Origin of the sequence: Streptosporangium sp. NBC_01639 (assembly GCF_045209755.1) — a bacterium.
Lineage (GTDB): Bacteria > Actinomycetota > Actinomycetes > Streptosporangiales > Streptosporangiaceae > Streptosporangium.
This window is the reverse complement of sequence record NZ_CP109272.1, coordinates 2,255,888-2,282,499: the sequence shown is the minus strand read 5'-3', so window position 1 is coordinate 2,282,499 and position 26,612 is coordinate 2,255,888. Positions and strand designations below refer to the sequence as shown.

The window sequence follows — 26,612 nt, the reverse complement described above, 5'->3', positions numbered from 1 at the left end:
GGTGCGGCCTACACGCGGCGGAAGGCCACGAGCGCCACGTCGTCCTCCCGGGCGCCGAACTGTTCGATGAGCCGGTCGCAGAAGATCTCGAGGTCGGACTCCACGACCTCCGCCAGTTGCCGCACGACCTCCAGGCTCTCGTCGAGCAGCTTGTCGCGGTCCTCGATGAGCCCGTCGGTGAACATCAGCACCGCCCCTCCCTCCGGGAGGGTCAGCCGGTCGACCCGGTAGGTCTCCTCGGCCACGCCCAGCAGCAGGTTGCCCAGTCGGTGGTAGCGGGGCTCCCCGCCGCCGATGAGCAGAAGAGGGATGTGACCCGCGTTGGCGACCTCCATCTCCCCGGTCTCCGGGTTGAGGAGGACCAGGCATACGGTGGCGGTCATGCCGGGGTGATAGCGCCGCAGCACGTCGTTGAGCAGAGCCATGGACACCCCCAGATCGACCGTGCCGATCAGGGAGGCGCGCAGCGCGTGGCGGATCTCCGCCATGACCGTCGCGGCGAGCAGGGAGTGCCCCTGGACGTCGCCGATGGCGATGAGCACCCGGTCTCCCAGTCGCAGCACCTCGTAGAAGTCCCCGCCGACCTCGATATTGTCGATGGCCGGCTGGTACCGCCAGCTGATCACGAGGCCGGGCGTCTCCGGAATCCGCGCGGGCAGGAGACTCCGCTGCAGGGTGAGAGCGATCGCGTGCTCCTCGGCGTAGGCGCGCAGGGCGTCCACCGCCAGGGCCAGGGCCTGGCCGAGCTGGCGCAGGATGTTGAGCTCGTCCCCGTCGAGAGGAGGGACGGTCTCCGTTCCGAGGTAGACGGCCGGTCGGCCGACCTTGGTGCGGCAGATGACGCCCGAGACGTCGCTCCGAAGGTCGGCGTCGGGCAGCAGCCGCACCCAGTCGGCGGCGGGGACGGTGAAGACCTCCGTCCCCGCCGCCTTCCCCAGGGACATCGCACCCAGGGTGAGCAGGGTGTTCGGGGCCGCGGGCCTGGGGACGGCGGTGTTCTCCGGAGGTCTGGCGGTGAACCTGCGGATCCGGCCGTCCGGTGGGAGCGCGAGCGCACCCGCCCGCCTGCCCAGGATCCGGGTCGCGCCCTCGACGGCCGTGGTGAGGAGCTCGTCGAAGGTGTCGGCGGAGTTCATCGCGAGGGTGACCTCGGTGAGGGCCGCCAGCCGCTCGGCCATCCGCTCCGCCCGCTGCCGGGCGCGGTAATAGCGCAGCGTGGCCTCGACCGTCGCCGCGAACTCGTCCGGCTCGACCGGCTCGGCCAGGTAGGCGTCGGCGCCGCGCTCAAGCCCCTGAGCCCGGTCCGCAGGGGTGATCGCCGCTCCGGAGATCTGAATGACCGGTATCGAGGAGGTCGACGGGTCCGCCTTGATCTGCTCGCAGACCTCGTAGCCGCTGATGTCGGGCAACCGTACGTCGAGGACGACCAGGTCCGGCCGGAGCTCTTTGACCTTGACGAGTGCCTCCAGGCCGCCGGTGGCCTGCACCACCTGATGCCCTGATCGCCGTAGCCAGCTGGACAGGATGTAGAGCTTGGTCGGGGTGTCGTCCACGACCAGCACAGTCGCCGACGTCTCATCCATCGTTGTGGCCCAGCACGTTCCGTACGGCCTCCAGGAGGCTCTCCCTGCGCAGCCCGTGCTTGGAGATCACGGTGCTGACTTCCTGCGGGTAGTGACTGGACGTCGCCACGGTCACCACGACCACGGGCACCTCGCGCAGCCGCTCGTCCCTGGCCATCCGGTGGATCAGGGCGGCCCCGTCGAGCCGGGGCATCAGCAGGTCCACCAGCGCGAGGTCCGGGGGGTTCTCCGCCATCATCTGCAGCGCGACCAGTCCGTCGGGTGCCTCGTCGACATGGACGGCGAAACCGGTGAGCATCCGTCGGACGGCGGCGCGGAAGTCGTCGTCGTCGTCCGCGACGAGCACCCGGCCGACCACCGGTGCGCCGTCCTCGCGGTGCGGCAGCCGCAGGGTCACCGTGGTTCCCGCCTCGCCCGTGCTGGCCAGCTGGAGTGTGCCTCCCAGTGCCTCGGCGAGCCGACGGGCGTACGGCAGCCCGAGCCCGGTGCCCTTCGCCCGGGCCTGGATGGGGCCCGGAACCTGGTAGAACTCCTCGAAGACGCGCTCCAGATGCTCCTCGGGGACACCGATCCCGGTGTCGGTCACCGTGAAGACGATCTCGTGGGTGGTGGTGTCGAGGTTCACCTCAAGCCTGACCTCGCCCGTCTCGGTGAACTTCAGCCCGTTGGAGAGCAGGTTGCGCAGGATCCGGGTGAGCATCACCTCGTCCACGAACACCTCCGCCGCGCTGTCCGCGACCTCCACCGAGAGTGTGACCCGGTCGGTGCCGCTGGTGGGGTGCAGCGTCATGCGCAGCCGTTCGGCCAACGCGAACAGATCCACCGTGGACGGCTGCGGGTCGAGCCGTCCCGCTTCGGCCTTGGCCATGTCGAGCAACTCGCTCACCAGCGACAGGAGGGTCTCCGCCGAGGAGCCGATGAGCTGGATCTGGTGGTGTTGCTCCTCTGCCAGGGGGTCGCCGCCGGGACCCACCAGGAGGCGGACCAGACCGATGATCGAGTTGAGCGGGGTGCGCAGCTCGTGGCTGACCGTCGCCCAGAACCGGTCCTTGGCGAGGCTGGACTCCCGGAGCTGCGCGGATTTCTCGTCCAGCTCCGCGTACAGCGCCACGACACCCCTGTTGGTCTCCTCCAGCTCTTCCGAGAGCTGGTTGTACAGGGCGAGCACCCCCTGGTTGGTCTCCTGCAGTTCGGTGTTGAGCTGCAGGACCTCCTCCAGTGTGGCGGCGAGCTCGTGGTTCTGCTGACGCAGTTCCTCAAGAGCGGTGGCGGGGGTCAGCTTGGCGAGTCTGGCGCGGATCTCTTCCAGAGGGGGCCGGAAGGCACTGGGCGGGAGCCGTTTGACCATGTGTATCCGTCCTCTGGCGAGGTCAAGCTCGATCGTGTCGACGAGAAGTCTCGCCAGCGTCACGCCGTCGCCCGGATGGAAGCCGGCCACCGCCGGCATGGCGATGGTGATGATCAGGCTGTCCTGCCCGAGCAGGAAGACGGCGGTCGCGTCGACGCCCTCGCCGAGAACCTCCCGCCCGATCTCACTCAGCGCCGTGGCCACCCGGATCTGATCCTGGGACTCCAGCCCGACCGCCTCGGCGACCTCGCGGCCCAGCTTGCGCATGGCGAACACGTCCTGGTCGTGCTGGACGCGGATCCGAATCAGCTCGTCTCCGGTCATGGCGCCTGTCATGTCCATGGCCTCAGGGCGACCACGCACGCGTCGTCCCTGCGGGTTCCCGCGTCGCGCAGCAGCGTGGCGGCGACGACGGAGGGGGTCCGCGCGACGAGGCCAGGATAGGAGGTGATGTCCCAGCGGTCCGACAGCCCGTCGGAGTGGAGAACGATCACGCTGTCCGGCGGTGCGTTGTATTCGTACTGGCGCAACGTGCGGGCCGCGTAACCGGCTATGCCCGGCACCGAGATCATCCCCTGACGCCCTTCGGGGTGCGTGATCCACGCCGAGACGTTGCCCAGACCGGCGAAGCTCACCGTGCCCGCCGTCCGGTCGATGCGGGCCACGGCGACGGCGCCCCCCCGCGTCGTGCCGAGGCCGCGATGGATCCGTTCCAGGACGGCGACGGGGCCGAGGTCCATGTGCTCAAGGAACAGGCGTGACGCCTCCTGCGAGGCGTACGCGGCCGCGCTGCCATGGCCGAGGCCGTCACAGAGCATCACGTTCGTCGTGGTGCCGTCGTCGGTGCTCGCGAACGCGTCGCCGCAGACGACCTCCTCGCCGATCGGGCGGGTCAGGCCGCTCAGCCGCGACGCGGGGTGCGGGGCGTCGCGTGCGGTGAAGTACATGTCGAGCACGGTTCCCCGGCCGGGCATGGAGTGAACCTCGTATCCGCTCGTCATCCGTGCGATGCCGCCGAGGCCGATGCCGAGCGTGCCCGTCGTGGAGTAGCCGTCGCGCAGGGCGCGGGAGACGTCGCGCATGCCGGGACCCCGGTCGATTGCGATGACCTCGACCGCCGAGTCCAGTTCGGGATGCGGCCGGACCAGCATGACGCCCTCGACGGCGTGTTTCACCATGTTCGACGCGGCCTCGCTCACCGCGACGGCCACCCGGCCGGCGTCCTCCTCGTCGAATCCCCGTTCCTCGGCGAGCGTGACGGCGGCACGGCGGAGGGCGCCGATCGCACTGGCGTCCTCGGCCCTTACCCAGTTGTCGTCCTGAGAGCGGATCACCTTGCCCATTTCGTCACCGTGACCAGCGTCCCCTCGCCGGGAGCCGACTGCAGGTCGAACTCGTCGACCAGGCGGCGGGAGCCGCTGAGCCCGAGGCCGAGGCCGCCACCGGTGGTCCAGCCGTCGACGAGTGCCTGCTGGATGTCGGGGATGCCGGGCCCGTTGTCGCTGAACGCCAGCCGCAGGCCCTGCCGGAGACCGGTGTGCACGATCTCGATCAGCACCTGCCCCCCGCCCGCGTAGACCAGTGCGTTACGGGCCAGTTCGCTGGCGGCGGTCACCACCTTCGTCTGGTCGACCAGAGAGAGCCCGACGTTGACGGCGGCGGTTCTGACGTGCTGGCGCACCAGGACGACGTCGCCGTTGGTCTTGATGGGCAGTTCGGTGGAGGTCGTCACCGGGCGGCCGTGACGATCTGCGCGCCTTCGAGGTGGTTCAGCAGAACGACGCCCTTTTCGAGGTTGAGGGCGGTGCGCACACCACCGAGCGAGAGACCCAGCTCCACAAGCGTGATCGCCACCGCCGGCCGCATGCCGACGACGACGGTCTCGGCGTCGAGCATGCGGGAGATCGCGGCGATGGTGGCCAGCATGCGGCCGATGAACGAGTCGACGATCTCCACGGCCGTGATGTCGATGATCACACCCCGGGCACCGGTCGCGACCACCCGGTCTGCCAGATCCTCCTGGAGCGCGAGCACGCTCTGGTCCTGCAGGTCGATCTGGATGGAGACGATGAGGATGTCTCCGAGCTTGAGGACGGGTACGCGATCCATCAGCCCTCCACGGTCCGTACGGCGATGCGGGTCGCTCTGTTCTTGACGAACTCGACGCCGCTCTGCCGGAGCGCGTGCGCGAGCGCGTCGGCGAGCGAGGCCTTGGTCACGATGTCGCCGAACTCGATTCCGAGGGTGACGATGGTGTGGGCGATCTGCGGGCGGATCCCGGAGATCACGCATTCCGCGCCCATCAGCCGCGCCGCCACCACTGTCTTGAGCAGGTGCTGGGCGACCTGGGTGTCCACCGCGGGCACACCGGTGATGTCGATGACCGCATGCTCGGAACCGGTGTCCACCAGTGTCTGCAGCAGTTTCTCCATCACCACCTGGGTCCTGGCCGAGTCGAGCGTGCCGACCAGCGGCACCGCGACGATGCCCTCCCAGAGCTTGACCACCGGGGTGGAGAGCTCCAGGAGCTGCTCGGCCTGGTCGATGATGACCTTTTCCCTGGCGGTGGCGTAGGTCTCCATCGTGAAGAGCCCGAGCTCGTCGACGAGCTGGGAGAACCAGATGAAACCTCGCAGTGCCTCGGGGGAGCCGTCGTTCTCCACGATTTCGTACAGCGACTCCTTGAGCCCGAACACCACGACGGCGGTCTCGGTCGGCGTGAATCCCCGGCGGGCACGGGTCCGGGACAGTTCGGCGAGCAAGCCGCGCAGATCGCTGGAGTCGCTGGAGTCGCTGAGCGATCGGCGGAGCGCCTGGTAGATCTCGCGGAGCTGTCCGACCATGTCGACACGGTCCACCTGGCCGCTCGTGGAGGAACCGGCGATCTCCAGCCATCGCTTGAAGATGGGTTCCTCGTTCTCCCGGAGGAGTACTTCGATGCGATGCCGACCGGCATCCGCGTGGACGGACAAGGCAACTCCCATATGTGTGACCTGTGTACAGCTCGCACGAAAGATTACACCAAACGTCCTGCTTAGAGCCTATTTCGCAGGTTGCTAGACGGCCTCCACCGGTGAATCCGACAGCCCCGGCTTCGCGTGCGGTTCAGGGGATTCGGCCTTCCTCCGGAGGCCTCTCCCGGCACGGGGCGAGGTGGCCTCCGCCTCTCTCTCCGGGAACCGTCCGTCCGTTCGGGCGGGACGTCGGACTCCGGCCGCGCCGTGCGCTTCCGCCGGCCGCTCGGTGCCGGGAAGACCGTCGAAGATCGGGCAGTCCTCCTGTGTCGGGCGACGAGGCGTCCTGGTTACAGGCTAGGCAGATTCTGTGACTCCTTTCAATGGACGGGCTTGCCCTGAAAGGGATTCGTGGGCTGCACTGGCAATGCAGGAAAACCGACAAAAGCCTTAAAGGTGACAGTGGTCGGCCAGGGTTTGGGTTGCTACCATAAGGCAAATCTACCGAGATGTTAGGGTGCAAGTTGTCTCGGAGGCTGCTGTTGCAGGCGGGAAAATAGGGCCTTGAGCTGCCCGAACACGCTCGGGGTCCAGGGCGGCCATCCAGTCGGTGCGCCAGAGGTGGTTAGGGCGGAGCGGCGTTCTTCCCAATTAGCCTGTACAGCGAGCTCGCTTGTGAAATAACGTAACTGAACTGAAATCGCCTGATCATGATCCCGGCGATACTGTCGCCGCACCACGAACACGCGGATGAGAGCAGGAGACCCCCCAATGTCGTCCGGACTCACAGCGGACCCGGTGGGCATGGAGTCCGGCAACGGCTGGGCTCGTTCATCGTGTCCGGAAGCGGTCTCCCTTCCGATGTCTTTACCTGCGCACAAGGCGGTGATGCGATGACAGTCCGCCTTCTGACCAACATCGGCCGGCTCTGGACCGGTAACGACGTGTGCAGCAACGCCGCGATCCTGGTCCACAACGACCGGATCGCCTGGGTCGGCCGCGCCGCCGACCTGCCCCAGAGCGTGCCCGGCGTGGTGGACGACATCGTCGATGTCGACCACGTCGAGAACCTGGGCGGCGCGCTGGTCACACCCGGTCTGATCGACGCCCACACCCATCCGGTCTACGCGGGCAACCGTTACGCCGAGATGGCGATGCGCTCCGGGGGCTCCACGCCGTCCGCGATCACCGCGGCCGGTGGCGGCATCGGCTCCACCGTCACGGTGACCCGGGGCACCGACCCGTGGACCCTGTGCAACGGCGTCCGCGAGCGCCTGCGTGACTGGCTGCTCGGCGGCACCACCACTGTGGAGGCCAAGACCGGCTACCACCTCACCAGAGACGGCGAGCTGGCCGACGTACGGCTCCTGCGCGAGCTCGAAAAAGAGCCGATGATGCCGCGCGTGCACGTCACCTTCATGGCCGCGCACGTCGTCCCGCCGGAATACTTCGGCCGCCAGCGTGACTACGTCGAGGCCGTGGGCGCTTGGTGCGCCGACGCGGCCGCCGCCGGCGCCGACAGCGTCGACGTCTACTGCGACGAAGGCCACTTCACCACCGACGAGGCCCGTTGGGTGCTCGCCTCCGGCCGCAACGTCGGCCTGCTGCCCCGGGTGCACGCCGGTGCCTACAGCCGTCGCGGCGCCGTACAGCTCGCAGCCGAGCTCGGCTGCGCCTCCGCCGACCTGCTCCACCACACCTCCGACGAGGACATCTCGGTCCTGGCCCGCTACGGCGTCCCCGCGGTGGTCTGCCCGGGAACGGCCCTCCAGCGCGGCAGCCTGCCCCCGGTCCGCCGGATGATGGCTCAGGGCGTCACGATCGCCCTCGGCAGTGACCACAACCCCGGACATTGCGGGATCACCTCGATGTCCCTGGTCATCAGCCTCGCCGTAGCCGCCTTCGGCATGAGCGTCAATGACGCGCTCCGTGCCGCCACCCTCGGCGGAGCCACCGTCCTCGGCGTCCCCGACCGCGGCGTCCTCGCCCCCGGCCGCCTGGCCGACATCGTCCAGTGGGACGCCGACCACGAAGGTGCCTTCGCCTGGGCCTTCGGTCTCAAGCCCCGCCGCGTCTGGCGTGGCGGCACTCCCGTCCAGTAGAGCGCCTCTCCAGCGAGGCGGCGCTGCCGGGCGGCATGTCGCACGGAGAGCGGCCGGAGATCGTTCCGGCCCTGGTCAGGCGGCACCTTCTGGGTAATCTCTATACATGTCGCCATCGGTCGCCGTCGTCACGGACTCCACCGCGTATCTTCCCCGGGACGAGGTCGTCCGCCTGGGGATCACCGTGGTGCCGCTCCAGGTCGTGGTGGGCGGCCGGGCGCTCGACGACGTGGTGGAGATCGACGGCGTGGGGATGAACGACGCGCTCAGGGAGTGGGCTCCGGTGACGACCTCCCGGCCCGCTCCCCAGCGCTTCGCGGACGCCTACGACGAGGCGGCGGCGCGGGGAGCGGTCGCCGTCGTCTCCATCCACCTGTCGGGAGAGATGTCGGGAACGGTCGAGGCAGCCCGAGTCGGAGCCGAGGACGCGCTGATCCCGGTCGAGGTCATCGACAGCAGATCGATCTCCATGGGCCTGGGATTTCCCGTTCTCGCCGCGGCCGAAGCCGCGGCGAGAGGCGCGACTCCGGCCGAGGTGACCGATGCCGCCCGCCGGTGCATCCGCTCCAGCCGCAGCTTCTTCTACGTGGACACCCTGGAGTACCTGCGCAGGGGAGGCCGTATCGGGGCGGCGGCGACCCTGCTCGGATCCGCCTTGATGATCAAACCGCTGCTGCACATAGCGGATGGGGTGATCGTCCCTCTGGAGAAGGTCCGCACCTCCGCCCGGGCCATCGCCCGCCTTGAGGACCTCGCCGTCCAGGCCGCCGGGACCGGCCAGGTGAACATCGCCGTCCAGCATCTCGCCGCCCGATCCCGTGCCGAGGCACTGGCCGCACGTCTGCCCCGGCGTCTCCCCGGACTCGGCGAGGTCACCGTGGTCGAGGTCGGCGCGGTCATCGGTGCGCACGTCGGCCCCGGCATGCTCGGCCTGACGGTCTCCCCTCCGTCCGGCTCGCTGACTTATCTTGACGTTCCGACGGCCTGACGTGGCCTGTCCACAGCTTCACCGCATGCTCGGACAGGTTGTCCACAGAGCCGGACTCGGTCGGTAACCAGGCGCCGACGCCGCCATAGCGTCCTGGACGTGCGGACCACAGATCAGGCCACCGAGCGCTTCCGGGCCGAGTCACGGCTGCGGGTGCTGACGGCGGCCGACGCCCCCACAGCCGTGCCGGACCTCCCTCGACGTCCGGCCCATCGGGTCGGCCCCGCCCACCCTGATGGATCCATCCGGCCTGATGGCCCGGTCGGGTCCGACGGTCCGGCGGCATGGATGCGCTCCGCACCCGTTCCGCCGTCCTTCGAAGCTCTCCGCGCGGTCGTCGCCACTCAGGGCACCGCGCTCGCCCCCGGCCGCCCGGGAATGCGCCTGCTCCTTGTCATCGCCCTCATCGCGGTCGTCGCCGGCGGCGTCTACGCCTGGCGAGCCCAGCCTGAGCCCGAGCCTCTCGCCCCGCCTCCACTCGTCTCCGGCTCTCCGCTCCCGGTATCGGCCTCCGCTCTTTCCCCACAGCCCGGTCCTCCGCAGTCCGGTTCCCCACGGTCCGTCGGCGGCGCCGAGGTCACCATCCATGTCACCGGAAAGGTCCACCGGCCCGGGGTGCTGACCCTGCCCGCCGGTTCCCGGGTCACCGATGCGATTCAGGCCGCCGGAGGGCTCCGCAAGAGGGCTGCCGCCGGTCCTCTCAACCTCGCCCGCAGGCTCGTCGACGGCGAGCAGATCGTCGTGGGCGCCCCCGGGCCCGTGGCGGCACCCGTCACGGCCGACCCCGCCGCGGTCGTCCTCGATCTCAATACCGCCACCCCGCAGCAGCTCGAACAGCTGCCGGGCGTCGGTGAGGTGCTCGCTCGCCGCATCGTCGAATACCGCGACGGCCACGGCGGTTTCCGCACCGTCGAGCAGCTCCGTGAGGTCAGCGGTATCGGCGAGCGGAAGTACGCCGAGATGAAGGACAGGGTTCACGTCTGATGTGGTGCTTTCGAGGGCCGCCGTCGGAAGAACGACAGGATGCGAACGGCGCGGCGCCGCTTTGGCGCGTGCACGCCCTCCATCTGGTTCTGCCCGCCCTTGCCTCATGGGCGACCGCTCTCGCCCTTCTGGGCTGTCCACCGCTGGTGAGCGCCGCGGTGGCCGGGGTCGCAGCCGTGGGCGCGCTCTCAGCGACCGTGATGATTCCCGCCGATGGGATCGCCGGTTGGCGTAATGCGGTGATCGGGGTGCTGGGGTGTGTGGCGGCCGTCGCCGGGACGGTGGCCCTGCACGTGCACGCGATCAGCACGGGGCCGGTGGCCGAGATGGCGGAGAGGAGGGCTTCGGCGACGGTGGAGGCGGTGGTGACGGACGACCCCCGGGAGCTGGCGCAGCACGGAGGACCGCATCGGCGGGAGAGTTTCGTGGTGCCCGCGCGGATCGAGGCGGTGGGGATCGGGCCGGCCAGGACGACCGTGCGGGTCCCCGTGGTGATGCTCGCCTCCGGAGGCGAGTGGAGATCCCTGCTGCCCAGCCAGCGAATCGCCGTCCAGGGGCGCTTCGGGCCGGCCGACTCCGGCGAGCTGCTCGCGGCGGTGATGCTGGTGCGGGGGCCGCCGCGGGTGTTGAGCGGACCCTCATGGGTGCAGAGCACAGCGGGAGCGCTCCGGTCGGGGCTGCGGGAGGCCGCCGGTGTGCTGCCGCCGTTGCAGAGCGGCCTGTTGCCGGGACTTGTGGTCGGCGACGTCTCCCATCTGGACAGGCAGGTGAAAGCCGATTTCAAGGACGCCGGACTCAGCCACCTCACCGCTGTCTCCGGTGCCAATCTGGCGATCGTGGCGGGTGCGGCGGTCGCGCTGGCCCGGACCGCGGGGCTGCCTCTCGCGGTCCGGGCGGCACTGGCGGTGCTCGCCATGCTCACCTTCGCGATCGTCGCCCGCCCGTCGCCCAGCGTGCTCCGTGCCCTTCTGATGGGCACCGTCGCCGCGACGGCGCTCGGCACGGGCCGATCGCGCGACGGCGTGGCGGCCCTGTCGGCGACCGTTCTGGGGCTGATCCTCTTCGACCCCGTCCTCGCCCGGTCCTACGGCTTCGCCCTGTCGGTCTGCGCCACCGGTGGCATCCTGGTCATCGCACCCCGCTGGCGAGACCGGCTGGCGACGCGGATGCCCCGCTGGGTCGCCGAGGCGATCGCCGTGCCCGCGGCGGCCCAGGCGGCCGTCACCCCGGTGCTGGTCCTGATGTCCGGGCAGCTCGCCCCGGTGGCGATCCCCGCCAATCTGCTCGCGGGCCCCGCCGTCGCACCCGCGACCCTGCTCGGCTCCGTCGCGGCGCTGGTCGCCCCCCTGCACATGGGGTTCGCCCAGGTGCTGGTCCGCCCGGCGGGGCTCGCCACCGGATGGATCATCATGGTGGCGGAACGCGCCGCCGGGCTCCCACTCGCGGTCATTCCGTGGCCGGGGGGCGTCATCGGCCTGGCCGTCCTGGCGGTCACGGCTCCGATCGCCATCCTGGCGCTGCGCCGTCGGTGGTCACGCAGGGTCGTCCTGGCGGTGACGGCAGGGGTGATTCTCGCCGTCACCACGGTCGCGCCGATCGTGGCTCGCTGGCCGCCCAGAGGCTGGTTGCTGGTCGCGTGCGACGTCGGCCAGGGAGACGCGCTGCTGGTCGCGGCGGGACCGGGCCGTGCGGTGGTGGTGGACGCGGGGCCCGACCCGGTGCTGATGGACCGGTGCCTGCGGTCCATGGGTGTCAGCGAGGTGCCACTGGTCGTTCTCACCCACCCGCACTTCGACCACGTCGGTGGATTGGACGGAGTCTTCCGAGGGCGCCGGGTGGGAGCGGTGGTGGTCACCCCGCACCGGGTCGCCGAGCGGGAGAGCGGCAGGTTGAGCAACGATCTCGCCCGTCGCAGGGTCGCCGAGTGGGCGGCGCTGCCGGGTGCGAGCTGGCGCTTCGGTCCCTCCGAACTCACGGTCATCGCCCCGCCGGACGGGAGGCCCCCGGAGGGTGGAGGGGAAGGGGCGGTCGTCAACAACGCCAGTGTCGTGCTCTATGTGCGCTGGGCCGCCGGTGCGGCCCTGCTCAGTGGAGACATCGAGACCGAGACCCAGAGGGAGCTGCTGCGACGGGGCCTACCCCAGGTCGATGTTCTGAAAATCCCTCATCACGGATCAAATGGGCATGATCCAGACTTCTTTGCAGCGTCAGGTGCTCGTGCCGCCTTGATCAGTGTCGGAGCCGACAACGACTACGGCCATCCCGCCCCGTCGACCATGGCCCGGCTGAACATGCTCGGTGTCCGGGCCTACCGGACCGACCTGGCGGGGGACCTCGCCGTGGTGGCCCGGGACGGAGGTCTGGCCGTCGTCACCCGAGGTCCGGCCGGCCGGTGAGCGGCACTTGCCGGTCATGACGACAGGTGACACCGGTCGGGCCGAAAGCGATGAGAGAGCCTGGGCGGTCGGCCGGGGCCGGGATCGGGGTGGATGCGAACAGTCGCGTCATTTCCGCATCCGCACGGAAGATGTTCGACAAATATGTCGTACGTTGTACCGTACAGAGTACGATTCATGCTGAGTCGCCGGGGACGGGTCCGCCCGCCCCTCCAGGTGAGCCCCCGCCCTGGCGTATCGGACAACGTGTGCAGGCAACGAAGGAGTGGACAGTGACGGAAGCCCGGAAATCCCCATTCGGCGGCGGTGCCTTCACCCCGACGGCGGAAGATCGGCGGAGCGTCGAGGCCTGGTTCGCCGAGTACGACGCCCACAGTGCGAAGGCCGACGTCGAGCGCATGGCCGACATGGCGATGTTCCCTCTCAACGTGGTGACCGACAGCGCCGACGGTGAGGGTCTGGCGGCCCAGTGGACGCGTGAGCGGTTCATGCGCACGATGGCCGGGGTGATGGGAGGCGACGGGCAGGGCGACATCCAGATGGAGTCCACCCGTACACCGCACTTCCTGACCGAGCACCTGGTCGTCGTCGTCACCGATGCGACGGTGACGGCGAACGGCGAGCCGTACGGCATGCGTTACGCGGATCTGCTGGTGAAAGCCGACGGCCGGTGGGTCTTCCAGACCATGGTGCAGGGAGGGTGGGCCGAGGCGTGGAAGGAGACCCGGCAGGGCGCCTGACATCCATGCGCGTTCCCGGCGCACCGGCTTCTCATCCGCTGTCCCCGGTGCTGTCCCCGGTTTCCCGTGCGGTGGTCAGACCGTGATCTTGGCCGGACCGCGGAACCCGGCGTCCCGGCCGGTGGCGTAGACCGACTGGCTGCGGCGCACAGAGTGATACATGACGGGACCTTCAACCCGTTGATTGCTCCACAGCTGCCGTGCGGCGCCTGTGATCGGATTGCGAACGGCTTGCTGTCGGCGATCCGGTCGCCGGCACGTGGCATGCTGCTGACATGGTGGCAACCGACCCGGCATCTGTGACCCTGGTAATCGGCGACGAGGAGTTGCTGGCCGACCGTGCGGTGGGGGAGGTGATCGCGGCGGCACGGGTGGCTGACCCGGGCACCGAGGTGCACGATCTCATCGGTGGGAAGGTCGAGCTGGGGGAGCTGACCCGGCTGACCTCGCCCTCACTGTTCGGTGACAGATCCGTGGTGGCGATCCGCTCGGCCCAGGATCTGGCCAAGGACGTCATCGCGGAGATCGTCTCCTATACCGCCCATCCGGCCGAGGAGACCGTGATCGTCCTCGTCCATCCCGGTGGGGTCAAGGGGAAGGCCCTGGTCGACGGGGTCAAGAAGGCCGGTGCCCGAGTGGTCACCGTCACCAAGCTCACCAAACCGGCCGAACGGCTCGCCTTCGTCAAGGCAGAGCTGAAGCGGGCGGGGCGGAGCATCGGGACTGACGCGGCCACCGCCCTACTCGACGCGGTCGGCAACGACCTGCGGGAACTCGCCGCCGCCTGTAGCCAACTCGCCTTCGACACCCCGGGCAAGACCATCGACGAGGCGGCTGTCGCCCGCTACCACCGGGGCCGGGCCGAGGTCAGCGGGTTCACCGTGGCGGACTCGGCCGTCGAAGGCCGCCTGGGTGACGCCCTTGAGCAACTCCGCTGGGCGCTCGCCACCGGAACGGCCCCCGTGCTACTGGTGAGCGCGCTCGCCGGGGGGCTGCGGTCGCTGGCCAAGGTGGGCGGCGCCCCGCGCAACCTGCGGGGTGGACAGCTCGCCAGTCACCTCGGGATGCCGCCCTGGAAGATCGACCGGGTTCAGCGGCAGCTGAACGGCTGGGGCCCCAATGGCATCGCCCGGGCGATCCAGGCCGCTGCCGCAGCGGACGAACAGGTCAAGGGGGGTGGCGCCGATCCCGCCTATGCCCTGGAGCACATGATTCAGACCGTTGTGGCCAGCCGTACGGGTCGTTAGCACTCCGTTCGCGGACGAGTATGGCGCGGGCGGCGCTGATTTTGCTGGGGCCGGCGGTGATGTGCTGCAGGGCGCGTCAGCGTTTGGGCGAGGAGGGCGAAGCCGCGTTCGCCGAGGCGGCGCAGTGTGTTGCGGGTGTGGGTGTCGACATCGAGGATGTTGCCGTCGGCGGGTTGGCGGACCGGGACGCGGATGCCGATTCCGGCCCCACCGTAGCCGGGTCGGCCAGAAGGGGCAGGCCGTGGGCGCAGGCGGGATGCAGGAGCGGTAGGACGTGAATGCGGGCGGCGATGATGTCGTGGACCTATCTCGGTTCGCGCTCATCGACGCTGCTTGATGGCGGAAACCTCAGATGCGCAAATCGTTCTCGCTGAGATCGCCTCGGTGGCAAGCGACCAAGGCGATCAAGAAAACACGAAGGCCCAGGACGGCGTAGCGCCTGTTCAAGGGCCTTCGTGCAGCTGTGCGGCCGGAGGTACGCGAGACCTCAACCTTCTGATCCGCAGTTCAGAGCAGGCACTTTGCCGATGACGGCGCGCACGGATCAGATGGTGAATACGGTGCGGTGGAGTGTGACACCTCGCCAGACAGTTAGGTAACTCCGGCCCTTAAATCTCTCTGGCGCGGGGCAGCGCTAGCCTCGGGCTTTCACGGTGAATTTCGCTGAGCTTGATCGTTTACATGAGAAAAGTGCCTGTGACCTGGAAGGATCGGACTTGTCGAAGGTCCCGTCCCCACCAGTTCACGAGGCACTTTTCACGTGAAGACTACCGCTTCCCACCGCAAGATCACTGTGTCCACCGACGGCTCTGGTCTCGTCTCCCAATCAGGCGCTCTGCTCCTGCTGGAAACCCTGCGCGTCACCGGCCTGGACCAGGCCCTATCGGAGCACCTACAGCGGTGGCGGCCATCTCGTGCGATCCACGACCCCGGCAAGACCATCGCCGATCTCGCCCTCACCCTCGCCCTGGGCGGCGACTGCCTGGCCGACATCGCGCTGCTGCGCTCCCAGCCCGACCTGTTCGGCCCCATCGCCTCCGACCCGACCGTCTCCCGGCTCATCGACCGGCTCGCCGCCGACCCCGACCGGGCGCTCAAAGCGATCCGTGCCGCCCGCGCAGGCGCCCGCTCCCGTGCCTGGCACCTGGCCGGGCAACATGCGCCCGGTGCCGATGGTGAACCGATCCCGATCGATCTGGACGCCACCATCGTCATCGCCCACTCCGACAAACAACACGCGACCCCCACCTGGAAGAAGACCTTCGGCTTCCACCCCATGACCGTCTTCGCCGACCACGGCAGCAGCGGCTCCGGCGAACCCCTGGCCATCACACTGCGGCCCGGCAACGCCGGCTCCAACACCGCCGCCGACCACATCACCGCAGTCCGCCTGGCCCAAGCCCAACTGCCGGCACACCTGCGCCGTCAGGTGCTGATCCGCGCCGACGCCGGCGGCGGCACCCACGCGTTCCTGTCCTGGCTGAGCAGACCCGGCCGATGGCTGAGGTACTCGATCGGCTTCACCCTCACCGACGACATCGGCGCCGCGATTCTCCGGCTCCCGGCCACCGCGTGGACACCGGCCTACGACGCGGGCGGCCAGGTCCGGCCCGGCGCGTGGGTCGCCGAGATCACCGGCCTGCTCGATCTGACCTCATGGCCGAAGGGCATGCGCGTCATCATCCGCAAAGAACGCCCGCACCCGGGCGCGCAACTACGCTTCACCGACTCGGGCGGACACCGCTTCACCTGCTTCGTCACCAACACCAAGCACGGCCAGCTCGCCGACCTGGAACTACGCCACCGCCGCCGGGCCCGCTGCGAGGACCGCATCCGCTGCGCCAAGGACACCGGCCTGGCCAACCTGCCCCTGCACGACTTCACCCAGAACCAGATCTGGTGCGAGATCGTCGCGCTGGCCTGCGAACTCCTGGCTTGGATGCAGCTGCTCGCATTGGACGGCCCGGCCCGCCGCTACGAACCCAAACGCCTGCGACTGCGCCTGCTGGCAGTGGCCGGACGGCTGGTCCGCGGGGGACGCCGCGTCCGCCTGCGCCTGGCCGCCCGATGGCCCTGGGTGATACAGATCATTACGGCCATCGCTCGCCTGCAGGCTCTGCCCGCGCCGACCTGACCAGCGAAAACCCGTGTCCACGACAAGCAAGAAGGATCCAACGGGCCAGTGGAACCCCGCCCACCCGGCGCGACAGCCGGGCCACCACGCTGACCAGAAAGCGAAATCAACCCTCAGCCGAATGCCTCAGCCGACCACACGAAGATCGTGAAAGATCGAGGCTAGAGGCACTTGTCTATCTCTTCCTGGACCTGCTTCTCCTTCGCGCCAAAGGCTTTGAAGTCATTGTCGATGTTCACCTTGCCATCAATGATGCCTTGCAATGTGGCCTGGTCGCCGTGCTTCATCAAGACACCGACCATGCAGTCCATGGTTGAAGTCGGAATATCCTTCGATTCCGGCTTCTCCTTCATCTTGTCGATCAAAGTGGCCTTGTCGACGTTCCCGGCACCAGCACTTCCCGCAGTGCTGTCCCCACCGCCGCAGGCAGAGACCGTCGACACCAGGGCCAGAGCCGTGAGGGCCATCGCGGCGGAACGGACGATACTCGAAATATGCATAAAAGAACCTTCCAATTAATGAGGGCATGGCGAAAGAACGCCTTGAGACGTTAGGCACATCAACGATGTATCGCAGTGCCTGATCGATCACCGATCCATCAGGAACCCGGCGACAGACGCGTCGGGTGATTTAGCTCGGTGGAGAAGCTTGCTGATGATCATAGTACGACAACCGAAGATCGTAATATTTACCGAAGGTGTCCGGTACGTGACGTAGGGTGTCCGTGATGACTTGGGTCCGCGGCTTCGTGACCGGGCACCTGGCCACTACCGAAGCGGTCGCGGTGCTGGATGAGTCCGGGCAGGGGAAGAAGAGCACCGCCATGGCCAGGGTGAAACGCCAGCACATCCGCTGCGCAGGCCGGGTCTCCAACGGGATCAATGTCGTGTACCGCAGCTATGCGTCCCCTGCCGGGCACGCACTGGTCGGCGCCCGCTCCTGTTCGCCCAAGGAGTGGGCAGACGGCATCAAACGCCGTCAGGCGGCCGAGTGCCCTTCGCAGCCAAGCCGGAACCGGGCAGCCGAATCCTCGCCGACCTGCACGAGTGAGGATGATCGCCACAGGCGGTCTACGTAATGATCGTCAAGGGTTACCGTCCTCGGCTCGCTCTCCTCGTCGAGATCGAGGAGGTCTTCTACTACGGGCCGCAGTACGGCCTGGCGCCTGTACGACTGACGAGCCACGGAGGGGCACGCGTGTCCCGGCGCTCTGTTCACGGTGCTGTCAGGAGGTTCAAGAGGAGTCATGCGGGCCGGAATGGTCCGATCGGTGGATCCACAGAACGGCGACCTGGGAGGCCTACCGGGCGGAACGCCAGAACGCCGCACCCCTTTAAAGGGGTGCGGCGTCCGGAAGAGCCTGAACTACTTGGCGGCCGACAGCTCGCCGACGCGCTGGGCGATCGCCGACTTGCGGTTGGCAGCCTGGTTCTTGTGAATCACGCCCTTGCTGGCCGCCTTGTCCAGCTGACGGGAGGCGACGCGCTGCAGCGCGACGGCCTCGTCGACGTTGCCCTGGTCGGCGGCCTCGCGGAACTTGCGGACCGCCGTCTTCAGGGAAGACTTGACAGCCTTGTTACGCAGCCGGGCCTTTTCGTTCTGCCGGTTGCGCTTGATCTGGGACTTGATGTTCGCCACGAAGAAGCCTCGGTGAATGTCGTCGGAGTGGGGCGCGCGGGCAGAGAGGGCGCGCCACACGCAGTTGAACAGGCTACCGTCTGTCCGGACGGTCGCTCAAATCGACTGCCTGGACAGAGGGATGCCTAGTTAGTCTAACGTGCCGCTCTCATGCGTGTGACCAGAAACGCTCGTATTCGGCCCAGTCTTCCGCCGTCGCCGCGAAGTCGACGTACAGCGCCAGCCCGAACCGCTCGCGGGGCCGGCCATGGGCGGTCAACGCCAGCCGAGCGCCCTCGGCCGCGGTCGCGACGCTCTCCGCTCCGTCGACCCAGGGCACGCCGTGGTCGTGATAGGCCGGGGCGCCGAGCAGCAGGGTCTTGTCCGATGGCACGAGCTCCAGCGCAATGGTGCCCTGCCGTACGACGTGACCGCCGTAGAGCAGCTCGGAGGGGAGGAAGGAGTCGTAGGTCATGATCGCAACCTGGTCGGTGCGGGCCACGACCTCCTTGAAGTAGTCGGGTGACCAGTACTTGTCGTGGCCGATGACGGCGCGGACGGCCGGGCGCGTCAGCGGGAACGGTTCGATCTGCGGAGTGGAGCTGGAGACCAGGCCGTCACCCACGACCGCGCGTGTCCGGGACAGCAGATCGAGGAAGTCGGTGTCGCCACTGCCGATCGGCTCGAAGTTGTAGTGCACTCCGTCGAAGCCCAGCGCCATGACACGGCTCACGCTGCCCAGCACGTTTTGCCTGGAGGCCGGGTCGTCGAGGTTCAGGACGCCGTCGACCTTCTGGCCGAGCCAGGCCGATACCCGGATGTCCGGCAGCTCCGCATGCCACCATTTCAAGAAATCGCCAGCTTTGGGGTATTTCGCCGTGGGCAGCGTCCCATCGGAGGAGAAAGGCCCCGAGTGGACGTACACGTCCTTGATCCCCGTCTTGCGGAGCCGTACGGCGAGGCCCTTCACGTCGGCGGCGTTCTTGCGGCCGTCAACCCATGCATGGCCGAGCCAGAGGGCATCGTGACCGGTGGTTTTCGCCCACGAAGCGGGTGTCCCGGTAAACTGGATGGTGAGAGTGGCCGCGGCCACTCCTGGCAGCACAAGGAGCACGGCGGCCACCATCGCGAGAAACCGCAGGCTGCGCCGTGCTCTGGTCCGGGCAATCACCCGGACATGTCACCATGGAAGACGGCTGGTATGCCAGTCGTCGATCGTCATCAATCCCGTCGAAACGGACACCGGTGCGCATTCAGCCTGGCCAGACCGATCCCGCGGTGATCCGCAACTTCTGCATCATCGCGCACATCGACCATGGCAAGTCGACGCTTGCCGATCGCATGCTGCAGATCACCGGCGTGGTCGACGATCGCTCCATGCGCGCCCAGTATCTCGACCGTATGGACATCGAGCGCGAGCGCGGCATCACCATCAAGTCGCAGGCGGTCCGGCTGCCGTGGAAGATGGACGACACCGACTACGTCCTCAACATGATCGACACTCCCGGCCACGTCGACTTCACCTACGAGGTGTCCCGCTCGCTTCAGGCGTGTGAGGGAGCGATCCTGCTGGTGGACGCCGCGCAGGGCATCGAGGCGCAGACCCTGGCGAACCTCTATCTGGCCATGAACAACGACATGACGATCATCCCGGTGCTCAACAAGATCGACCTGCCGGCCGCCCAGCCGGAGAAGTACGCCGCGGAGATCGCCCACCTCATCGGCTGCGAGCCGGAGGACGTGCTCAAGGTCTCCGGCAAGACCGGCGTGGGTGTCCGGGAGCTGCTCGACCACGTGGTGCGCAACGTCCCGGCCCCGGTCGGCGACGCCGACGCGCCCGCCCGTGCGCTGATCTTCGACTCCGTCTACGACACCTACCGCGGCGTCATCACCTACGTCCGGGTCATGGACGGTCACCTGGGCAAGCGCGAGCGCATCCTGATGATGTCCACCGCCGCGGCCCACGAGACCCTGGAGATCGGCGTCATCTCGCCGGAGCCGAAGATCGCCGAAAAGGGGCTCGGCGTGGGCGAGGTGGGCTACCTCATCACCGGGGTGAAGGACGTCCGCCAGTCGCGGGTCGGCGACACCGTCACCTCCGTCGGGCGCCCGGCCACCGAGGCGCTCAGCGGTTACGAGCACCCCAAGCCGATGGTCTTCTCCGGGCTTTACCCGATCGACGGCGACGACTATCCCGAGCTCCGCGAGGCTCTGGACAAGCTCCAGCTCAACGACGCCGCCCTGGTCTACGAGCCGGAGACCTCCGCGGCCCTGGGCTTCGGCTTCCGCTGCGGCTTCCTCGGCCTGCTCCACATGGAGATCGTCCGTGAGCGGCTGGAACGCGAGTTCAACCTCTCGCTCATCTCCACCGCGCCCAACGTGGTCTACCGGGTGATCATGGAGGACGGCAAGGAGGTCACGGTGACCAACCCGTCGGAGTTCCCGACGGGCAAGGTCGACAAGGTCTTCGAGCCGATGGTGAAATCCACGGTGCTGGTCCCCTCGGAGTTCATCGGGGCCATCATGGAGCTCTGCCAGAACCGCCGGGGAAACCTGCAGGGCATGGACTACCTGTCCGAGGACCGCGTCGAGATCCGCTACACCATGCCGCTCGGTGAGATCATCTTCGACTTCTTCGACCAGCTCAAGTCCCGGACCCGCGGCTACGCGTCGCTGGACTACGAGCCCTCGGGCGAGCAGGAGTCCGATCTGGTTAAGGTCGACATCCTGCTCCAGGGGGAGGCGGTGGACGCCTTCAGCGCCATCGTCCACCGGGAGAAGTCCTACGGCTACGGCGTCGAGATGGCCAAGAAGCTCCGGGAACTCATCCCGAGGCAGCAGTTCGAGGTCCCGATCCAGGCCGCCATCGGCGCCCGTGTCATCGCCCGGGAGAACATCCGCGCCATCCGCAAGGACGTCCTCGCCAAGTGCTACGGCGGCGACATCTCCCGTAAGCGCAAGCTGCTGGAGAAGCAGAAGGAAGGCAAGAAGCGGATGAAGATGGTCGGCCGCGTCGAGGTGCCCCAGGAGGCCTTCGTCGCCGCGCTGTCCACCGAGTCCTCCATCGACAAGGCCAAGAAGTAGCCTGACCGGCTCCGGCGCGGGCCGGTGAGCTTCGGCCCGCGGTACGGGGCATCGCGGCCGGAGCGGCAGACTGGGTGTCGTGCCATCCACACTTCCCGACGGTGACCCCGTACCGGCCTCGGGCCGGCTCCCCGACAGCGCGCTCCACGGGCTCGGCGGGCGGCCCTTCGGCTTCTACGTCCACGTGCCCTTCTGCGTGACCCGCTGCGGTTACTGCGACTTCAACACCTACACGGCGTCCGAACTGGGCCCGGGCGCCTCGCACCAGGATTACGCCGACACCGCCGTCGACGAGGTGCGGCGGGCGCGTGCCAACCTCGGCGACGTGGAACTGCCGGTCGAGACCGTGTTCTTCGGCGGGGGCACCCCCACCCTGCTGCCGGCGGCGGACCTGGTCCGGATCCTGGGCGCGATCGAGGAGGAGTTCGGGCTCGCCCCGGGCGCCGAGGTGACCATCGAGGCCAATCCCGAGTCCGTGGATCCGTCCTACCTGGCCGAGCTCCGGGCCGGTGGGTTCACCCGGATGAGCTTCGGCATGCAGAGCGCCCGCGAGCACGTGCTCGCGGTGCTGGACCGCCGGCACACGCCCGGCCGCCCGGCGAGTGCCGTACGGGAGGCGAGGGAGGCCGGGTTCGACCACGTCAACCTCGACCTGATCTACAGCACGCCGGGGGAGAGCGACGACGACTGGCGTGCCTCGCTGACGGCGGCGATCGAGGCCGGGCCCGACCACGTGTCGGCCTACTCGCTGATCGTCGAGGACGGCACCAGGCTGGCCGCCAGGATCCGGCGCGGCGAGCTGCCCATGCCCGACGACGACGTGGCCGCCGACCGTTACCTCATCGCCGACGCGATGCTCGCCGAGGCCGGGTTCGAGTGGTACGAGGTGTCCAACTGGGCCACCTCGGAGGCCGGGCGCTGCCGTCACAACCTGCTCTACTGGACCGGTGGCGACTGGTGGGGCGTCGGCCCCGGCGCGCACAGCCATGTCGGCGGCACCCGGTGGTGGAACGTCAAGCATCCGGCGGCCTACGCCCAGCGTCTGGCCGCCGGCACCTCGCCCGCGCACGCGCGCGAGGTGCTGACCCCGCAGGACAGGGCGGTGGAGCGGCTGATGCTGGAGCTCAGGCTGGTCCAGGGCTTCCCGCTCAAGGAGCTCGAACGGCCGCCGGTGGTGGCCCGGGCACTGGCCGACGGGCTGCTGGAGGTGGAACCGTTCAAGGCAGGCCGCGCGGTGCTGACACTGCGCGGCCGTCTCCTGGCCGACGCCCTGGTCCGCGACCTGACCTGAGACCGTCCGCGTTCACCTGAGGAAGCGGATGCTCAGCGGGTAGCGGTAGTTCTCCCCCCGGTTGGCCGCGACGGCGGCGATGATCATGAAGACGATCGAGCCGATCCAGACCACCGGCATCAGGAGGAAGCCGATCAGCATGAACGCCAGGATCCAGGAGACCACGTAGGCGATCACCAGGGTGAGCTGGAAGTTGAGCGCCTCGGCCGCCTGGTCCCGCACGTAGGGGGACTCGTCCTTCTTGACGAGATACAGCACCAGCGGGCCGATGAACCAGGTCAGCAGCCCCAGCAGATGGGCGAGCGTGGCCATGGTGGTGTCGTCGCTCCCGGGCCGGGGGCCGTACGTCCCCGGAGGCGCCGGATGCCCGTAGCCGGGCGGACGCCCGTAGCCGGGGGGCGGGCCGTACCCGCCATATGGCCCGGGAGGCTGGTAGGCACCCGGGTAGCCGTGCCCACCCGGGCCGTACGGCGGGGCACCCTGGTAGCCGTGGCCGCCCGTTCCGTACGGCGGGGCGGGCGGCGGATAGCCCTGGCCGGCCTGCGGATGGTCGTGGCCGCCCGCTCCGTACGGCGGGGCGGCGGGTGAAGGGTGCCCCTGGCCGGGCTGGAAGGGGCCGGAGGGCTCATAGGCGCCCGGGTAGCCGTGGCCGCCCGTCCCGTACGGCGGGGCGGGCGGGGGAGGGCCCTGGCCGGGCTGGGAGGCGCCGGACCGAGGTGGTCGATCGATGCGCCTGGTGTGCTCCTCGGCTGCGGGTTCCTGTCGTGGATCCTCGGGACGGTCGCTCATGGCCCCTCCTGACGGGGTGCGGCGTGGTCAGTCGTTCTCGCCCGGAGCGGTTACGAAGTCGATCAGCTCCTCGACCGGGCCGAGGAGTTCCGGCTCCAGGTCGGCATAGGTGGTGACCGATCCGAGAATACGGCGCCAGGCGTCTCTGGGCTCCAGGTCCCAGCCTAGGGCGGCGATGACGCCCTCTTTCCAGGGAAGACCGCGCGGGACCGGCGGCCAGGAGGCGATCTTCAGTACGGAGGGTCTGACCGCCTGCCAGACGTCCACGAACGGATGCCCCACGATCAGCACGTGTGGCGAGGAGACCTGGGAGGCGATCCGGCTCTCCTTCGAGCCGGGGACCAGATGGTCGACGAGCACGCCCAGACGGCGGTCGGGACCCGGCCCGAACTCCGCCACGATCGAGGGCAGGTGGTCGATTCCCTCGAGATACTCCACGACCACGCCTTCGACCCGGAGGTCGTGGCCCCAGACCTTCTCCACGAGGGCGGCGTCGTGCACGCCCTCCACATAGATCCGGCTCTCCTTCGCCACCCGGGCCCGCAGGCCCTCCACCGCGATGGAGCCCGAGGCGCTCCTCCGGGGAGCCTGCGGCGCGGCGGCGGGCCGTACCAGCGTCACCACCTTGCCCTCCAGGAGGAAGGCGGCGGGCTCCAGCGGGAACAGCCGCCGCCGCCCGAACCGGTCCTCCAGCGTGACGGCTTCCTTGTCGCAGGCCACCACGGCGCCGCAGAAGCCGCCACCGGCGTCCTCCACGACCAGGTCGAGCTCGGCGGGGACCTGGGGGATCTTCCCCTTGAGAGGGCGTCGCCAGTTCTCCGCAAGCACGTCACGCTCGTACATCAGCCACCGCCCGCTCTCTCATCTCGGATCAAGGGGACGGTAGCAAAAAGCCGCGATCACCCGCCGTGCGGCCGCGGCCTGACGCTGCGGGCCGCAGGGCTGTCGAGGTGCGCCGTAGCCCGGTACGTCCGAGGTGGTCCCGCCGGGGGGCATGTCATAAATTGTGAGTCTTACCGCTTGTGTGGCGATAGGGGTTGCTTGACAACCGCTCGACTCTGTCATCCTGACGTCGTGTTATCGCACCCCGCGGGCAAGGGCCGTACACTTGGCACTCGGGAACACAGAGTGCCAGACCTGGCGTTTCGCGTTCGGGTGCGGGCAAGGAGGTGAGCGCGTTGGTCGACGACCGCAAGTTGGCGGTGCTCCGCGCCATCGTCGAGGACTACGTGTCCACCAACGAGCCGGTGGGCTCCAAGGCCCTCGTCGAACGGCACAACCTGGGTGTCTCGCCCGCGACCATCCGTAACGACATGGCGGTGCTGGAGGAGCAGGGCTACATCGCCCAACCCCACACCAGCGCCGGCAGGGTCCCCACCGACAAGGGTTACCGGCTGTTCGTCGACCGGCTTTCGCAGGTGAAGCCGCTGTCGAGCGCGGAGCGGAAGGCCATCGAGACCTTCCTCGCCGGAGCCATGGACATCGACGACGTCGTGATGCGCACGGTGCGGCTGCTGGCGCAGCTCACCCGTCAGGTCGCCGTCGTGCAATATCCCACCCTGACGAACTCCGCGGTCCGCCACGTCGAGCTGGTCCCGCTGAGTGAGCGCCGGCTGATGTTCGTGCTCATCACCAACACGGGACGGGTCGAGCAGCGCGTGGTCGAACTGCCCGACGTGGTCGACGAGACCCGCGTCGCCCATCTGCGCGCGACTCTCAACGCCTGCCTGGACGGCTGCGGGCTGGCCCGTGTCCCGGACATGGTCGCCGACCTGCCCGCCCGGCTTCCGGCGGAGGACCGGCCGCTCGCGGCCACGGTCCTGTCGGTGCTGCTGGAGTCCCTGGTGGACCGGCATGATGAAAAGATTGTCTTCGCCGGGGCCGCCAACCTCGCGGGAGCCGACTTCACCGTCGGACTCCGCGATGTGCTGGAGGCCCTGGAAGAGCAGGTCGTGCTCATGCGCCTGCTCGGTGAGACCTCGGACCTTTCGGCTCTGACGGTGCGGATCGGCTCGGAGAACCCCTACACGGGTCTCCAGGGCACATCGCTCGTCGCCGCCGGATACGGTTCGGGGGACAAGCAACTGGCCCGGCTCGGTGTGCTGGGTCCGACGCGAATGGACTACCCGGTCACGATGGGCGCGGTGCGCGCGGTGGCACGCTACGTCAGCCAGATCCTGGCTGCATCCTAAGAGGTCAACTAAGTGGCTAAGAGCGACTACTACGGCACCCTCGGGGTGCGCCGCGACGCCAGTGCGGAAGAGATCAAGAAGGCATACCGCCGCCTGGCTCGAGAGTTGCATCCCGACGTGAACCCCGACCCTGAGACCCAGGAGCGGTTCAAGGACATCACACAGGCATACGAGGTGCTGTCCGACGCCAACAAGCGTCAGATGTACGACATGGGCGCCGATCCGTTCGCCTCGGGTGCCGGCGCCGGTGCCGGGGGCTTCGGGGCGGGCTTCCCGTTCAGCGACATCATGGACGCCTTCTTCGGCGCAGCCGGCGGCGGCGGTGGCCGCGGTCCGCGGTCACGTGCCCGACGGGGTCGCAACGCGACCATCCGGGTGGAGCTCGACCTGAGCGAGTCGGCCTTCGGCACCACCCGCGAGCTGGTGGTGGACACCGCCGTGCTCTGCGAGGTCTGCACGGGCTCCGGCGCCGCGGCCGGCACCCATCCTGACACCTGTGACATGTGCCATGGCCGCGGTGAGATCTCCCAGGTCACGCGGTCCTTCCTGGGGCAGGTCATGACCTCCCGTCCCTGCCCCCAGTGCGGCGGGTTCGGTTCGATCATCCGCAACCCCTGTCAGGAGTGCTCCGGTGACGGCCGGGTCCGCACCCGGCGGACCATCAAGGTCCGCATCCCGGCCGGGGTGGAGGACGGCACCCACATCCAGCTCGCCGGCGAAGGCGAGATCGGTCCGGGTGGCGGCCCGCCCGGCGACCTGTTCCTGGAGATCGTTGAGCGCTCGCACGAGATCTTCGAACGCCGGGGTGACGATCTGCACTGCACCGTGCAGATCCCGATGACCGCGGCCTCGCTGGGCACCATCCTGACCATGGAGACGCTCGACGGTCCGGAGGAGCTCGACATCCGGCCGGGCACCCAGTCCGGGCAGACCATCCCGCTCTACGGCCGGGGCGTCCAGCACCTCAACGAGAACGGCCGCGGGGATCTGCTGATCCATGTCAACGTGGAGACACCCGCCCGCCTCGACCCGGCCCAGGAAGAGCTCATGCGCGAGCTCGCCAAGCTCCGGGGCGAGGAGCGCCCGCCCGGCAAGTTCGCCCCCGGCCAGCAGGGGTTCTTCTCCCGGCTGCGGGACGCTTTCAATGGCCGCTGACAGGGGCG

General features: G+C 68.8%; 23 protein-coding genes. 12 read left to right on the top strand and 11 right to left on the bottom strand.

What is annotated here, in order from left to right; translation table 11 throughout:
* Nucleotides 1-8 precede the first annotated feature (8 nt).
* Genes OHA77_RS10205 through OHA77_RS10180 form a run of 6 tightly spaced genes read right to left on the bottom strand, consistent with a single transcriptional unit; the run spans nt 9 to nt 5,903 of the window.
* Nucleotides 9-1,583 carry a SpoIIE family protein phosphatase gene (locus tag OHA77_RS10205; RefSeq protein ID WP_406317664.1) on the bottom strand — a complete coding sequence of 525 codons (1,575 nt, stop codon included), beginning with the start codon at nt 1,581-1,583 and terminating at the stop codon, nt 9-11.
* Nucleotides 1,576-3,294, bottom strand: coding sequence for a hybrid sensor histidine kinase/response regulator (locus OHA77_RS10200; protein WP_406317663.1), 1,719 nt, complete (start codon nt 3,292-3,294; stop codon nt 1,576-1,578). Before OHA77_RS10200 ends, OHA77_RS10205 begins: the two co-directional genes overlap by 8 nt.
* Nucleotides 3,264-4,274, bottom strand: a complete 1,011-nt coding sequence (locus OHA77_RS10195) for an ATP-binding protein (RefSeq protein WP_406317662.1) — start codon at nt 4,272-4,274, stop codon at nt 3,264-3,266. Before OHA77_RS10195 ends, OHA77_RS10200 begins: the two co-directional genes overlap by 31 nt.
* Nucleotides 4,262-4,663: an anti-sigma regulatory factor gene (locus OHA77_RS10190; RefSeq protein WP_406317660.1), complete on the bottom strand. Its 402-nt coding sequence runs from the start codon at nt 4,661-4,663 to the stop codon at nt 4,262-4,264. Before OHA77_RS10190 ends, OHA77_RS10195 begins: the two co-directional genes overlap by 13 nt.
* On the bottom strand, nt 4,660-5,040 hold the full coding sequence (locus OHA77_RS10185) for an STAS domain-containing protein (RefSeq protein WP_406317659.1): 381 nt from the start codon (nt 5,038-5,040) through the stop codon (nt 4,660-4,662). Before OHA77_RS10185 ends, OHA77_RS10190 begins: the two co-directional genes overlap by 4 nt.
* Entirely contained in the window at nt 5,040-5,903 is an 864-nt protein-coding gene (locus OHA77_RS10180; protein ID WP_406317657.1) for an STAS domain-containing protein, read from the bottom strand. Before OHA77_RS10180 ends, OHA77_RS10185 begins: the two co-directional genes overlap by 1 nt.
* 875 nt (nt 5,904-6,778) lie before the next feature.
* Here OHA77_RS10180 and hutI point away from each other — a divergent pair.
* From hutI to OHA77_RS10145, 7 genes are all read left to right on the top strand, one after another.
* Nucleotides 6,779-7,987: an imidazolonepropionase gene (gene hutI / locus OHA77_RS10175; RefSeq protein ID WP_326820878.1), complete on the top strand. Its 1,209-nt coding sequence runs from the start codon at nt 6,779-6,781 to the stop codon at nt 7,985-7,987.
* Between the two features lie 106 nt (nt 7,988-8,093).
* Nucleotides 8,094-8,975, top strand: a complete 882-nt coding sequence (locus OHA77_RS10170) for a DegV family protein (RefSeq protein ID WP_406317656.1) — start codon at nt 8,094-8,096, stop codon at nt 8,973-8,975.
* 99 nt (nt 8,976-9,074) lie between these two features.
* Entirely contained in the window at nt 9,075-9,959 is an 885-nt protein-coding gene (locus tag OHA77_RS10165; protein ID WP_406317655.1) for a helix-hairpin-helix domain-containing protein, read from the top strand.
* Nucleotides 9,960-10,027: 68 nt separating this feature from the next.
* Nucleotides 10,028-12,355, top strand: a complete 2,328-nt coding sequence (locus OHA77_RS10160) for a ComEC/Rec2 family competence protein (protein ID WP_406317653.1) — start codon at nt 10,028-10,030, stop codon at nt 12,353-12,355.
* 272 nt (nt 12,356-12,627) lie between these two features.
* The gene (locus OHA77_RS10155; protein ID WP_406317651.1) at nt 12,628-13,095 is read left to right on the top strand and encodes a nuclear transport factor 2 family protein; all 468 of its coding nucleotides are present in this window, start codon (nt 12,628-12,630) and stop codon (nt 13,093-13,095) included.
* A 275-nt stretch (nt 13,096-13,370) separates the two neighbouring features.
* Nucleotides 13,371-14,342, top strand: coding sequence for a DNA polymerase III subunit delta (gene holA, locus OHA77_RS10150; RefSeq protein ID WP_406317650.1), 972 nt, complete (start codon nt 13,371-13,373; stop codon nt 14,340-14,342).
* A 760-nt stretch (nt 14,343-15,102) separates the two neighbouring features.
* On the top strand, nt 15,103-16,476 hold the full coding sequence (locus tag OHA77_RS10145; RefSeq protein ID WP_406316051.1) for an IS1380 family transposase: 1,374 nt from the start codon (nt 15,103-15,105) through the stop codon (nt 16,474-16,476).
* A gap of 161 nt (nt 16,477-16,637) precedes the next feature.
* Here the strand turns inward: OHA77_RS10145 and OHA77_RS10140 are convergent, their stop codons facing one another.
* Nucleotides 16,638-16,976 (bottom strand): hypothetical protein, encoded by a 339-nt coding sequence (locus OHA77_RS10140; protein ID WP_326820884.1) that lies wholly within the window; start codon nt 16,974-16,976, stop codon nt 16,638-16,640.
* A 227-nt stretch (nt 16,977-17,203) separates the two neighbouring features.
* Between OHA77_RS10140 and OHA77_RS10135 the strand changes: the two genes are divergently transcribed.
* A complete protein-coding gene (locus OHA77_RS10135) occupies nt 17,204-17,554 on the top strand; it encodes a transposase (RefSeq protein ID WP_406317649.1) in 351 nt (116 codons plus the stop codon).
* Between the two features lie 287 nt (nt 17,555-17,841).
* On the opposite strand, the gene rpsT is transcribed toward OHA77_RS10135, so the two are convergent.
* Both rpsT and OHA77_RS10125 read right to left on the bottom strand, forming a co-directional pair.
* Nucleotides 17,842-18,114, bottom strand: a complete 273-nt coding sequence (gene rpsT, locus OHA77_RS10130; RefSeq protein ID WP_184756966.1) for a 30S ribosomal protein S20 — start codon at nt 18,112-18,114, stop codon at nt 17,842-17,844.
* A 148-nt stretch (nt 18,115-18,262) separates the two neighbouring features.
* A complete protein-coding gene (locus tag OHA77_RS10125; protein ID WP_406317648.1) occupies nt 18,263-19,264 on the bottom strand; it encodes a hypothetical protein in 1,002 nt (333 codons plus the stop codon).
* 74 nt (nt 19,265-19,338) lie between these two features.
* Here OHA77_RS10125 and lepA point away from each other — a divergent pair, with 74 nt between their 5' ends.
* Nucleotides 19,339-21,177: a translation elongation factor 4 gene (lepA, locus tag OHA77_RS10120; protein WP_406317646.1), complete on the top strand. Its 1,839-nt coding sequence runs from the start codon at nt 19,339-19,341 to the stop codon at nt 21,175-21,177.
* A gap of 79 nt (nt 21,178-21,256) precedes the next feature.
* Complete coding sequence (gene hemW, locus OHA77_RS10115) at nt 21,257-22,468, top strand: radical SAM family heme chaperone HemW (RefSeq protein WP_406317644.1); 1,212 nt, start codon at nt 21,257-21,259, stop codon at nt 22,466-22,468.
* A gap of 12 nt (nt 22,469-22,480) precedes the next feature.
* Here the strand turns inward: hemW and OHA77_RS10110 are convergent, their stop codons facing one another.
* Together OHA77_RS10110 and OHA77_RS10105 are read right to left on the bottom strand one after the other, a co-directional pair.
* Nucleotides 22,481-23,257, bottom strand: a complete 777-nt coding sequence (locus tag OHA77_RS10110) for a DUF4870 domain-containing protein (RefSeq protein WP_406317643.1) — start codon at nt 23,255-23,257, stop codon at nt 22,481-22,483.
* A 27-nt stretch (nt 23,258-23,284) separates the two neighbouring features.
* Nucleotides 23,285-24,100, bottom strand: coding sequence for a DUF3097 domain-containing protein (locus OHA77_RS10105; protein ID WP_326820890.1), 816 nt, complete (start codon nt 24,098-24,100; stop codon nt 23,285-23,287).
* A 335-nt stretch (nt 24,101-24,435) separates the two neighbouring features.
* On the opposite strand from OHA77_RS10105, the gene hrcA reads away from it, so the two are divergent.
* Both hrcA and dnaJ read left to right on the top strand, forming a co-directional pair.
* Nucleotides 24,436-25,449, top strand: a complete 1,014-nt coding sequence (gene hrcA, locus OHA77_RS10100; protein WP_326827024.1) for a heat-inducible transcriptional repressor HrcA — start codon at nt 24,436-24,438, stop codon at nt 25,447-25,449.
* 12 nt (nt 25,450-25,461) lie between these two features.
* Nucleotides 25,462-26,604 carry a molecular chaperone DnaJ gene (gene dnaJ, locus OHA77_RS10095; protein WP_406317641.1) on the top strand — a complete coding sequence of 381 codons (1,143 nt, stop codon included), beginning with the start codon at nt 25,462-25,464 and terminating at the stop codon, nt 26,602-26,604.
* Nucleotides 26,605-26,612 lie beyond the last annotated feature (8 nt).